We start from the raw sequence: 11,983 nt of genomic DNA, 5'->3' as shown, positions 1-11,983 counted from the left end.
TATGCTTTTCGAGTTAATTACCGTCTAGTCATTGCGAGTGGAACGGAGTGGAACGAAGCAATCCCAGATACCTAGAGATTGCTTTCCTTCGGAATGCTCCGCAAACGCTATCGCTCGCAATGACAACAGAGACAAAAAAGCAGGATGTCACACATTCAGTTTTCCGTTTTTCTCCCAGAATCGAATAAAATATATCGAGCGTTCGATATAAATTACTCACCATCCAAAAGATTAGTCACAACAAGAATTTAACTTCTGAGTTCTGACTTCAAACTTCTGACTTCAAGAGGATGCCGTCACACACCCTACCGTTTCCCACTTGCTATTACGAACTAGCTTTTATTGTAATTAAAATCTTCTCTGCTGCACCAGAGGGAACTAGCCATTTTAGTAGCGATCGCTTAATTTCTTCTACTACTTTTTTATCCTTCAATGTAGAAACTTCATCATCTACAATTACTCGGAGTACGCGAGAGTCTTTCACCTCTAACTCCAAAACTATTTCACCATTAATATTTGGTGGTATATTCACATTTTGTAGATGCTGTTGCAGATTTTCTTGCCCTGCTACATCCAATCCTTTTACCTGAATAATTTGTAAGAGAGTATCAGTTAGATTTACAAAGCTTGATTTGTGTTTCAACCTTTTCACCTTTGAAGTCTTTTTTGCCTCCATCCGATTTGTGGGTTGAGGTGCAGCTCGTCGCATCATACTTCCACCTGAAAACGCTCTTGTCTTTTCTGAATACATCCGATTTGTGGCTTCAGGTGCAGCTAGTCGCATCATACTTGCAGATGATTCTACTCTCATAGATTTCAGTTGCGCACTACTAGGTGCCAGAAATTCTGATGTATTTTGTGCAACTGCTGCACCAAAAATTCCCTCATAACTTACTCCTTCTGCCATTTCCACAGGAACTTCCATCGAAATGCTCTTACTGCCAGGTTTAACTCGCACCTCTTCACTAACTGCTACAAACGCCGTATATTCAGATAACAATTGATAACTCAAAGCGGTCTCCGTCACTTTATCTACCATCGACTTTTTATCATAATCAAACATCTGATTCGTCAAATGTTTAATTTTTTGCCTTCCCCAAAGTTGAGCAACTGCCACATTGCCACCTTTAGCAAAATTAATCGGAAAAGTCTGCTGATAAATTTCTCCTCCCCCAGCAATACCATTAACTTGCAACTCACCTGCCACAATATCCTGTTTCCGACCAAACAAAACTAAAGGTTGTTGTGCAAATAAATCTGGAATTGCCACTGGATAAATTTCTGGCGATTCACCCTTACCATTCCAGTTAATCTCAATTTGAGTCAATACAGGATTATTAATTTGCTGGAAAAATTTCTCTGCTACCTCCTGAGTCGGTTCATCCTGTCGCACCACCCTAGCAATACCCCGCCCAATTTCTGCTAAACGGTTAATCAAATATCGGTTCACCGAACTACCAACGCCAAAACTATAAAGTCGGTTACCCGGTTGGAGTTTGTCTTGCACTTCTGCCAATACTGCTTTTTCATTACCAATATAACCATCAGTCAACATCACAATACTCCGCAGTCTTCCCGCAGATGGGGATGGAAAATTTAAAACTTCCCGGATACCATTGAGCATTTGAGTACCACCATTTGCATCTAATTGATTAATATAATTAATTGCAGTGGCAATATTTTTAGGTGTATTGGATAAGGGTGTTTCTGATAATTTTGTGGCTGTATTGGCAAAGTCGATAATTGTGAAAGTATCGTTGGGGTTAAGTCCGTGAATAAAACGGCGCATTAATTCCTGGCATTTGCGTATTGGTTCTCCTCGTTGGGAACCGGAAGTATCCATTAGGAAAACAACATCTTTGGGTACAATTTCATCCTGGCGATACTGTAAAGCTGGAATTAGATAAAGGGCAAAATGTCCGCCACGTTCGTCTGCTTGAGTTAATACTGTTGTTTTGGTATTATTGCCAGCAACTTGATAACGGAGAATGAGGTCTTTATTGGGGATAGTATCTTCATTCGCTAATTTGACTGTAACAATTTCTCCCTGTTCAGATTTCTGAATTTGGTGAGATGTGGAATGAACTTGAAAAATTGGCATCCCGCCATCTATTTCTACAGTCACACCAATATCATGTCCCGAACGAGTCGCCGGAGGAACTATTGGTGGGGTAATTTTACTAGCATCCGGAACTTGGTCTGTATCGCCACTTCCATCTATAGGAGTTCCAGGAATATAACGAGGTCCGACTACCATCGGAAACACAAATTCATAATCCCCACCTTCAAACTTCAGGGAGTCTGTGTAGCGAATAATTACATCTATTTGTTCCCCTGGTTTAATATTGGCAAGAGATTGAGTGAAAATATTGTCGCGCTCTTGTTCGAGTAGTCCAGCAGTGCGACCTTCTTGTTTAGCTTTTTGGTAAATTTGTTTTGCTTCTTCCCGTTTTTTGATATTGCCTTTAATCAGGCGATCGCCTATTTTTATTTCCATTTCATCGACGGCAGCTTCGTCTGGCAGTGGGAAAACGTAAGTTGCTTCTAGGGGTTCGGTGAATGGGTTCTCAAATTTTTGAGTTACTTCGACGCGGGATAGGTTGCCCGCTATTTTGGCTTTAACTTCAGTGTGTTTCAGAGGAAAAGTCAGTTTCTCCTCTGAGGAGAAAACGTATAATCCTGCGAGAGTTGGTGTATTTGTAGGCATAAGTTTGTATGTTCCTAAAGAAATTAATTTGTTTTGTAATACGTTAACTTCTCTTGTAGCACAAGTATTTAAGAATTGTCTGTTAAGAATTGTGTATCATTATGGTTAGCTTAAAAATGTAGGGGGAAAGGTCTTGAAAAGAAATTCGATAGAAATAAAATATTCCTGTTTTGGGGATTGGCTGGGAGTAGAAACATCTAAATCTTATTACTGAATTTTTAATTTATGAAAATGCAAAAAATATCTTTTTGGGGCTCAATTGCCTCGATTATTGGACTTGTGTTTGCTGCTTATTCTTTTACTCATACTGAAACAACTTATAGAAACACCAATACAGAAGGTATACAAGTAATAGCTGGTTCAGGAGAAACTAACGCCAATATAGAAAATACAAAAGAAAAGTAATAAATGGTTCAGGACAGCAGTGATTGCAATGATTGCAGTGACTGCAGTCTAAATAGAATCAATTTCTACAAAAATAACTAATTCATCAACTCTACCTAAGAAAATTTTAATTTTATGGTGTTTAAAGAAATTCGAGAGAAATAAAATCTTCCTATTTTAGGAATTAGTTGGGAGTAGAAGCATCTAAATCTTATTACTTTATTTTTAATTTGTGAAAATGCAAAAAATATCTTTTTGGGGCTCAATTGCCTCAATTATTGGACTTATATTTGCTGCTTATTCTTTTACTCACACTGAAACAACTTCCAGAAACACCAACACAGAAGGTATACAAGTAATAGGTGGTTCAGGAGAAACTAACGCCAATATAGAAAATACACAAGTAATAAATGCTTCAGGACAAACCCAAGTTAATATTAATCCTGAACCTAAAATACCGAGATTTGAAGGAGAAATCGGAAATTATCAGAAAAGTAAGGATTTTACAAATTTTATATTTGAAAATCAAGGAGAAAAAGTTTTCATAAATGCATTTTATATTCCTAATGGTATCAATGAAAGAAGTATTAGTCGTGATGGTTTTAGAGTTGATTATTTCCACCTTTGGGAAAACTGTTTTGAAGAGTTAGAAACCAATGAAGAACCTTCACCACTCAAGTGTGAGGGAGTTGGGTTTTCAATTGATAGGTCTAACTCTCCAAAAGATGCTAATATGTTTTATAATAGAGGTGCATTATATATTAGAGGTTATTTCGCTATCAAAGGTTGTGGTGGACCACATCAAGGAAGTATGGGATGTACTCTTCGTCCCCTCAATCCAGAAGATGTTTAATAAACCAACAGTCTTGTACAGGACTTATGTAAAGCGCTACATAGAGTATGTCAATCTGACATAATTACCTCCAGATTGATCGGAAAATTGTTTGATATATTATTTCATATATTAGTAGTATATAGCAGTTTTCACAAGGGTAGACTACAAAACTTTTTCCTTCTTTCTTCTTCCTTTAAACCCAAATCTCTGTACTCTATATTAATGAAAACTACTATAATATAAAAAAATTAGGTAGACGATTTCCAAACATCCCCTACCTAATAAAAAGTTTATCCCTGCATCCGCGACAAAATCCCTGTTTGCCATTTCAACTTACAAACTGTTCTGTTTATTCTTAGCAAATTTCAATAATTCTTGAGCTTCTTGATAATAAGTTGTTCCTGGTTTGACATTCTCTAACTGATTAATAATTTCCTGTAACTTACTAGCAAGTAAACCTTGATTAGAATTATCAACAGCATATTTTTGCCAATCTGCAATTAAATCTTTACCCCGCTTAAAAGCTGTTCCTGACTCCCTTTCTGCTTGTAAACGCATTTTAGCTTCACTGAGTTTTACCTGATATTCTGCCAATTTAGTTTGTGCTGCTACATAGCTAGGGTTATCTACAGAAATTTTCTGTAATTTACTAATTGCTTGTTCCCATAAACTCACCGCTAGTTGCAATTTCTGTTCTGGATAAGGTTCATCTTCAGAAATTTTGCCTGCTTGCAAAACAAATTGTCTCGCTGCTTCAATTATCACATCACTGCGTTTACTACCATTAGCTAAACCCACCTCTGCTTGAAAATCTCGCTTAGTTGCTGCTAACTGTGGTTTTGCCATTTTTGCCGCAACAGTAGTAGGTGGAATTTGTGCTAACTTATCTATTCCAGTTTGCCAGTTAGCGATCGCCTCATTTTTTTCTGTTGAGGTTCCAGCTTCGAGATATTGTTGTTTAGCTGTGGCAATTGTTTGTTCCGCCTCCGTCAATAATGTTTGAGCATTTTTTTCTTGAAATACCTTCGCTTCCATTCGCCCTATCTGTTTTCTCGCTGTTTCAAATTCATCTAATGTAAATTTCCAAGAACAACTAAAAAAAGTACAGTATCTTTCAGGATAATAACCTAAAAACCAAACAGGCAATTCATCAAGATGTTTTTGTGCCAAAGCAACTTTCTCCGCACCAAAATTAATATCTGCACTAGAAGTTGCCTTATTAATTAATTGGTCTGCTTGTTCAACATTAGCGATCGCCTCTCGATAGTTATAATCCATATTTATATAACTAGGAATCAAAATTATTGGTGCTACTCTCGCCACAGGTTTACGAATCATTGGATAGGGTAAATTTGCTACCCAAACTATCCCTGCCATTCCCACTAATGCAGCAGGTATCCAAGCAATTTTACTCAACATTCCAGATGGTTTATTTACTTTAGCTGCTTTCTGAATAACTGTCTCACTAAAATTAGGAAATTGGTCTTTTACTAAATAACTTAACTCTTCTTCTTTTAGGGGTTCTCCGGATTGGAATCGTAACTTATCCAATCTTTTCATTACTATACTTTTTCCCACTTCCCCAACCAAATCTTCCTTGGCACATTTGTCAACTTCTACCTCTAATATTTTATAGGCTCGGTCATATAAACGTGGCATATCTTTACCTCTAGATTTATTACTTATATTATACTCGGATAATCAGTGGAGCAACACATCTAAAACAGTGCAATGGTTTGTTATGACCGATTTTGAAACAATTCTGATAGCTTAAATTTTAACCCTCTAATGCACCCTACAATCATGAACTTTTTAGCTATGTCAGTCTAGTAGATTGCGTTAAGGTACAACTCAACATATATAACTTATTGTTGGGTTTCCTTTGTCAACCCAACCTACAAAGTGTCAATACTTTTTTATTATTGTAAGCATTTAAGAGAATATGATTTATCAGGAAATAACTAGGTTTAAATCATGTTTCTTTAGTAATAAATTAATTACGAATTTACTCGAAGATATACCTAATGACTGCCCAATCTAAAAACAAACTAATTACCTCTCAACAATATCTGGAATGGCAGGAAAAACAAATGATTAAATATGAATATATTAACGGTCAAGTTTTTGATATGACTGGAGGAACTATTCCTCATAATTACATTGCGGTTAATTTAATTACGGTCTTAAAAAATCATCTGTGGGGTAAAGTGAAATATCAATGGCAGATGCTAAACTTGGAGTTTTTGAAGGCGGACTTTTTTATTATCCTGATGTAATAGTTATATCATGTCCGGATAATGAGTGATAGAACTCCGTTCTGCTGACCTGTTTCATGTCGCGTTTGCGTGATTGTTTCCGTAGGAAAGCGAAACAAAAAATTTTTGTTTGTAGTATTGCTCTAGCCCTGAATTATAGATATTGCTCAAGCCCTACTACAAGCTTTAATTATAACTATTCAACCAGACATGATATTACTTGCAAGGAACAAGATAGAGGCGCAAGTAAAATTATTTATTATCCTTGCTTAATTGCTGAAGTTTTGTATCCAGGTACTCAAGCAATTGAACGCGGTAAAAAGTTTCAAAATTATCGTCGTATTTATACTATGAAAGAATATGTTTTGATTGATGCACAACAGATGATGGTTGAATGTTTTCGACTTAATCAAAATGGCATTTGGGAACTTTCTAATTACGGAGAAAAAGATGAGGTAAATTTAACTTCTGTAGAGCTGAATTTTCTGATTGACGTACTTTATGAAGATGTAGTTTTGGAGGAACAGTCTAGTAGGTTGGGTGAAGCGATCGCGCCACCCAACAGATACTTATGGTTTTCACCTAACAAGTGGGAAATATCTATTGTTGTTGGGTTTCGGTCCCTCAACCCAACCTACATTCTGACTAATTACGGAGAAAAAGATGAGGTAAATTTAACTTCTTTAGAGCTGAGTTTTCCGATTAAAATGCTTTATGAAGATGTGGTTTTGGAGGAATAGTCTAGTACCTTGGGTGAAGCGACAGCGCCACCCAACAGATACCTATGGTTTTCACCTAACAAGTGGGAAATATCTATTAGACATAGGCGTGATAATCAAAAATAAAATCAATTATTCTTTCCCCCCTACTCCCGTACTGGCGATTCGCGTAATTAGGAGCATTCCGTAGGAAATCGCCCCTACTCCCTCTTTTTCGGAGTGGTCTATTGTTGTTGGGTTTCAGTCCGTCAACCCAACCTACATTCTGACTAATTACGGAGAAAAAGATGAGATAAATTTAACTTCTGTAGAGCTGAATTTTCCGATTGACGTACTTTATGAAGATGTAGTTTTGGAGGAACAGTCTAGTAGGTTGGGTGAAGCGATCGCGCCACCCAACATATACCTATTCGGAGTGGTCTATTGTTGTTGGGTTTCAGTCCGTCAACCCAACCTACATTCTGACTAATTACGGAGAAAAAGATGAGATAAATTTAACTTCTGTAGAGCTGAATTTTCCGATTGACGTACTTTATGAAGATGTAGTTTTGGAGGAACAGTCTAGTAGGTTGGGTGAAGCGATCGCGCCACCCAACATATACTTATGGTTTTCACCTAAATTGTTGTTGGGTTTCGGTCTCTCAACCAAACCTACACTTGTGCTTTAGAAAATCCCAAGCAGCTATAAAGAGGATAAAATTTTCCTCTCTTCATTGTTTTAATTGTTTTAATCACTTTTTAGTCTGAGCGTATTTCTTTATGCTGCCTAGCATAAAACCACCTAGTGTGATAGGCTCCCAGGAGGGATCTTCTACAGCGGTTTTCATTTCAGTAGACCACAGTAGGGACTAACCATGGTTAGTCCCTACTAGGTTTTGGTTGTGAAGATGTGGTTCATCAACTTACAGCGGTTTTCATTTCAGTAGACCACAGTAGGGGCGAATGGCCATTCGCCCCTACAGGGTTTTGATTATGACGATGTGGTTTACCAATCTGAAAAGGGCTGTAAAAAGCGCTCTAAAGTCATTGGGACAGTGATTGAAGTAAAAACACCACCGGGGAAATAGGCCCCAGTCGTAACCCCGGATCCAGGATCAGGAGGGTTTAAATTAATAAAAGAGCTGAATAAAGGATCAATTGTTAGATCCGCAGTTAAATTAAATTCAGATCGCTGCAGTGAGAACTTCGGCGTAATTTGCAGGTCAAAGCCACCATCACCACCGGAGACAAATGATAGCTCCTTGATGGACAGCTCCTCGAGGGTGTTGGCTTCCAGGTCTGCGAATTGGATTTGGTTGGGTCTACTCAGGCTTGGTTTGCTTGGTGAGGGAGTTTTCCAAAGTTTCTTGGGAGATTTTTTGCGGTTCTGGTTCGCCATAAGATTTATTCGATCAAAAACCAATAAGAGTTAGTATGACAGACACAACAGGAAATTAAATGCCACATTGGCATCTTTTACCAACATCTGGAACACCACTTGTGAGATTAGAAATACCAAAACGCCAAATTAATCTTGGCAGGAAATCCGAGTTGAAATGTTTATTGCATTGATTGGAGAGTTTGTTCTCAAATCCTGCGATTAGCCAAACAGATTTTGAGCCGTGGTGCGACCCAGTAACCTTATTTTCCTTTTGAGATGCTTTGCAACTTCAAAACTTCTGCTGGCTCTGACTTCAGGAATACTTCTGAGTTCTGACTTCTAACTTCTGACTTCTCTGCGTGCCAGGTATCGCTGTTGAAAAGCACAGAGGAGAAAATTCCCCTCTCTTCATTGTTTTAATCACTTTTTAGTCAAAAGTCTTTAGTCATGCTGCTTAGCATAAAACCACCTAGTGTGATAGGCTCCCAGGAGGGATATTCTAGAAAGTGATTGAAGTAAAAGTAGTGGGAGTAGAGGCGCAGAGGAAAGAGGCATGGGTCAGCGGTTCACCATGGGGAAGAGGGGCAAGATTAATTTTAATTGATGGTTTGATTGACCCATCAGGTGCCAAGTTCAAGTTAAGTTGATCCACAGTTAATTTAAATGTTGTATTCAGATTGATAGTTTTGCCGCCGCCGGAGACAAATGATAGCTCCTTGATGGACAGCTCCTCTAGAGTGTTGGCTTCCAGGTCTGCGAATTGGAGGTTGGGTCTACTCAGGCTTGGTTTGCTTGGTGAGGGAGTTTTCCAAAGTTTTTTGGGAGATTTATTGGTGTTCTGGTTCAGCATAAGATTTATTCGATAAAAAACTACAATGGAGTGAGTATGACAGACACAACAGGAAATTAAATGCCACATTGGCATTTTTTACCAACATCTGCAACACCACTTGTGAGATGGGAAATGCCAAAACGCCAAATTAATCTTGGCAGGAAATCGAAGTTGAAATGTTTAACTAGATGAATTGGGGAGTTTGTTCTCAAATCTTTCGATTAGCCAAACAGATTTTGAGCGGTGGAGCGACCCATTCATTAATGGATAATGGATAATTGATAATTACCTCTGGTTAAAACCGCTCGGGAATTGAGTATAAGGAAACATTATTTCTTCTCTCAAGGGGAGATTGGATATGGCGTTTCGGCTGTCGCCGACATGAAAAGCGTTCGCGGCTCTGCAAGAGCGGGAAACCTCGCCATCCCATCCTGACGGAATGCTCCGCAAACGACCGCTTTTCCCCTTGAAAGGGGAGGCAGAGTAAGCTGAATTATTTAATTAATAATTAATAATTGTTAATTATTCGGTAATACCCTTACCTGAAAAACTTTTCTACATTTTATTGAGTAGGAATGTTGCATACACTACGGACGTTGGATGCAACGTCCCTACAGTTATATTGGTTTACTCAGTCATTACTCTCCGTGCCAATCTTTCCGAGTCAAATTATGAGATTGCTTCGGCTGAAAATCTGCTTTTCCCAGAAGGTTAATTTATTCTATTATCGCCTCGCAATGACAACATTAGACAGTTGAATAATTTTTGATTGTCCTGCATTGTAATGGTGAATATATATATTTTTTAATTTCTTCCCATACTTCCCATACTTCCCACACTTTCTCTACCATTACTATGCACCACCACCTAATTTTAAACATATCGAGTCAAATTCACCCGATAACGTTCTTTTTTTGTAATCGCAACATCCCCTACTTCTAACCTCCCTTTACCTCGAATAGCAATTAAATCTCCAGACTTAACTTGATAACTTGCCTGACTAATTTCTTTCCAATTAACTCTCACATCTCCCCCTGCAATAAAATCAACCATTTTACTCCGAGACATTCCAAAACCTGCCGAAGCAACTGCATCTAATCTCATGGAAGCTTCCACAGTTGTTAACTCTTTCTTTTTCGGTTCTCTTATTCTTAAATCACTCAATTCTATGGGTTTAACTTTAACAGGAACAGACCGAACTTGTTGGAGATTCATCTCTAAATATTCCACCAGTTCAGGAACAACAATTGCTTGGGCACCTCGTTCTCCCAAAACAATAATATCTCCCGTTTTTTCTCTAACAATTCCAGTACCTAACATCGAACCAAGAAAGTCTCGGTGAGTAGCAGTATCAAACAGAAAATTTCCCTCAATATTAATAGCTTTTAATTCCACACTCGAAATATCAATAGGTAAATCTGAACGAGCGATCGCTAATCTTTTTCGTTCAGCTTGAGGATAACCACCCCATGAAACTATTTCTACTTCGGTTAACTTTTGAAAAATTCTTTCTGCTTCAAATATTTCTGGTGGAGATAAAAAATCACTCTGAGTAATTTCCCAAGTTTTAATAGCTTGTTCAGCTAAGTCTATTATTCTGGTAATAGTTTCGCGATTTTCGATTCCTTTGAGAAGTTCTTCTTTTGGTAACATAATTATTATTATTAAGGTAAAAAGGGCGAAGTTATAAATCTCACATTGTCATTGCGAGGCGGCGATCAAACAAGTTAATTCCCAGGAGAAAGCCTGAAGTTAGCCGAAGCAATCTCACATATACTGTGATGCTAAAGATTCCCACGGGGGGTAATGATTAAATAAACTAAAATATCTACTTTCCCATCCCCCCTCGCAATGACATTCATAGATAAAAAAGCTAGTAGTTTTACATTTAATTTATCAACCAGCTATCATCTTAGAAGTTAAAGTTATAAATCTCACATTGTCATTGCGAGGCGACGATCAAACAAGTTAATTTCCAGGATCAAGCCTGAAGTTAGCCAAAGCAATCTCACAGATACTGTTATAGAACCCATTTGGGATCTATGATTGGGAGTTTGGTAAGTGTGGTCTGTGTGGTCCGTGTGGTCCATGTGGTCCGTGTGGGGAGATGGGGAAATGGGGAGATTGGAGCATTTTTCTACTTTTTTCCCCTATTTTATTTCTCAATCCCCTGTCTCCTTTGGCAAAAACCCTCACCTTTGCGGAGATACCCTTAGGGGTAAAAACAGAAGCTGAAATATTACTTAAATATACTTAAACTTACTTTTTTGGCAAATTTTTAGTTGTAAATGGCAAAGCTTATGTCATACTTAAATTATTAGGTGGAGTTCCCACCGATTTTAAGCCTGCTCTTGAAGATAAGTTACAGCCCATGGGGCAGTGGTCTTCATTGAAGCAGGAAGCTTGTCTCCAAAGCTCAAACATCAGTTTGGGTAAGTTTGGGTAAGTTCAGCAGAACGGTTTCTATATAACAGATTGCTACGGGGGGTAATTATTGAATACCTAAATAATTGTTTTCTCAATCCCCCCTTGCAATGACATTCATAAAGGTCATGTTGCCATATCTCATCTTACACTTCCCCAACTTCCTCCTGACTCCTAAAAAATCTCCTAACTTTCCGGTGCAGTATATCCTTGAATATTCTCCGGTTTAAACTGATATAAAGTACGAGTTGCCAGACGAGTCAAAGCTTCCGAACCCCGAATAACAACTAAATACTTACCTGCGTTGAGGCGGTTACGATAAGATACATACCGAGATCACCAGGAGACGAATTTAGACCTTCTGCGATAGCCTTGGCGAATATTTCGGTGCCTGCCGGAGTGAATTCGGGATGATCATGGCAAATGCTGAGGACTCTCATAGCGCGCCCTCCTGGGTTAATGTCTGC

11 protein-coding genes are annotated in these 11,983 nt (G+C 38.2%); 5 read left to right on the top strand and 6 right to left on the bottom strand.

Annotated elements, in window-relative coordinates:
• Window positions 1-325: 325 nt before the first annotated feature.
• Window positions 326-2,707, bottom strand: coding sequence for a VIT domain-containing protein (locus tag F6K22_RS15210; RefSeq protein ID WP_293099145.1), 2,382 nt, complete (start codon window positions 2,705-2,707; stop codon window positions 326-328).
• Between the two features lie 225 nt (window positions 2,708-2,932).
• Between F6K22_RS15210 and F6K22_RS15205 the strand changes: the two genes are divergently transcribed.
• Both F6K22_RS15205 and F6K22_RS15200 read left to right on the top strand, forming a co-directional pair.
• Window positions 2,933-3,112, top strand: a complete 180-nt coding sequence (locus F6K22_RS15205) for a hypothetical protein (protein ID WP_293099142.1) — start codon at window positions 2,933-2,935, stop codon at window positions 3,110-3,112.
• A 217-nt stretch (window positions 3,113-3,329) separates the two neighbouring features.
• A complete protein-coding gene (locus F6K22_RS15200; protein ID WP_293099139.1) occupies window positions 3,330-3,944 on the top strand; it encodes a hypothetical protein in 615 nt (204 codons plus the stop codon).
• A gap of 315 nt (window positions 3,945-4,259) precedes the next feature.
• Here the strand turns inward: F6K22_RS15200 and F6K22_RS15195 are convergent, their stop codons facing one another.
• Complete coding sequence (locus F6K22_RS15195) at window positions 4,260-5,585, bottom strand: hypothetical protein (protein ID WP_293099136.1); 1,326 nt, start codon at window positions 5,583-5,585, stop codon at window positions 4,260-4,262.
• Window positions 5,586-5,950: 365 nt separating this feature from the next.
• Here F6K22_RS15195 and F6K22_RS15190 point away from each other — a divergent pair, with 365 nt between their 5' ends.
• The 3 genes from F6K22_RS15190 (at window position 5,951) to F6K22_RS15180 (ending at window position 7,568) form a co-directional block, all read left to right on the top strand.
• A complete protein-coding gene (locus tag F6K22_RS15190; RefSeq protein ID WP_293099133.1) occupies window positions 5,951-6,202 on the top strand; it encodes a Uma2 family endonuclease in 252 nt (83 codons plus the stop codon).
• Window positions 6,203-6,258: 56 nt separating this feature from the next.
• Entirely contained in the window at window positions 6,259-6,921 is a 663-nt protein-coding gene (locus F6K22_RS15185) for a Uma2 family endonuclease (RefSeq protein ID WP_293099130.1), read from the top strand.
• A gap of 356 nt (window positions 6,922-7,277) precedes the next feature.
• A complete protein-coding gene (locus tag F6K22_RS15180; RefSeq protein WP_293099127.1) occupies window positions 7,278-7,568 on the top strand; it encodes a hypothetical protein in 291 nt (96 codons plus the stop codon).
• A 317-nt stretch (window positions 7,569-7,885) separates the two neighbouring features.
• Here the strand turns inward: F6K22_RS15180 and F6K22_RS15175 are convergent, their stop codons facing one another.
• From F6K22_RS15175 to F6K22_RS15160, 4 genes are all read right to left on the bottom strand, one after another.
• Entirely contained in the window at window positions 7,886-8,278 is a 393-nt protein-coding gene (locus F6K22_RS15175; protein ID WP_293099124.1) for a hypothetical protein, read from the bottom strand.
• Window positions 8,279-8,759: 481 nt separating this feature from the next.
• A complete protein-coding gene (locus F6K22_RS15170) occupies window positions 8,760-9,110 on the bottom strand; it encodes a hypothetical protein (protein ID WP_293099121.1) in 351 nt (116 codons plus the stop codon).
• A gap of 855 nt (window positions 9,111-9,965) precedes the next feature.
• Entirely contained in the window at window positions 9,966-10,745 is a 780-nt protein-coding gene (locus F6K22_RS15165) for a photosystem II electron transport protein, Sll1252 family (RefSeq protein ID WP_293099119.1), read from the bottom strand.
• Window positions 10,746-11,803: 1,058 nt separating this feature from the next.
• Window positions 11,804-11,983 (bottom strand): hypothetical protein (locus F6K22_RS15160; protein ID WP_293099116.1); only part of this gene is annotated, 180 nt, incomplete at its 5' end.

Origin of the sequence: Okeania sp. SIO2F4 (genome assembly GCF_010672385.1) — a bacterium.
GTDB lineage: Bacteria > Cyanobacteriota > Cyanobacteriia > Cyanobacteriales > Microcoleaceae > Trichodesmium.
The sequence above is the reverse complement of the archived record's forward strand: the minus strand, read 5'-3'. Positions and strand labels throughout refer to the sequence as shown.

Coding starts and splice junctions, on each gene's coding strand:
- F6K22_RS15210 (WP_293099145.1), bottom strand. CDS start 2,707: ATGCCTACAAATACACCAACTCTCGCAGGATTATACGTTTTCTCCTCA.
- F6K22_RS15205 (WP_293099142.1), top strand. CDS start 2,933: ATGAAAATGCAAAAAATATCTTTTTGGGGCTCAATTGCCTCGATTATT.
- F6K22_RS15200 (WP_293099139.1), top strand. CDS start 3,330: ATGCAAAAAATATCTTTTTGGGGCTCAATTGCCTCAATTATTGGACTT.
- F6K22_RS15195 (WP_293099136.1), bottom strand. CDS start 5,585: ATGCCACGTTTATATGACCGAGCCTATAAAATATTAGAGGTAGAAGTT.
- F6K22_RS15190 (WP_293099133.1), top strand. CDS start 5,951: ATGACTGCCCAATCTAAAAACAAACTAATTACCTCTCAACAATATCTG.
- F6K22_RS15185 (WP_293099130.1), top strand. CDS start 6,259: ATGTCGCGTTTGCGTGATTGTTTCCGTAGGAAAGCGAAACAAAAAATT.
- F6K22_RS15175 (WP_293099124.1), bottom strand. CDS start 8,278: ATGGCGAACCAGAACCGCAAAAAATCTCCCAAGAAACTTTGGAAAACT.
- F6K22_RS15170 (WP_293099121.1), bottom strand. CDS start 9,110: ATGCTGAACCAGAACACCAATAAATCTCCCAAAAAACTTTGGAAAACT.
- F6K22_RS15165 (WP_293099119.1), bottom strand. CDS start 10,745: ATGTTACCAAAAGAAGAACTTCTCAAAGGAATCGAAAATCGCGAAACT.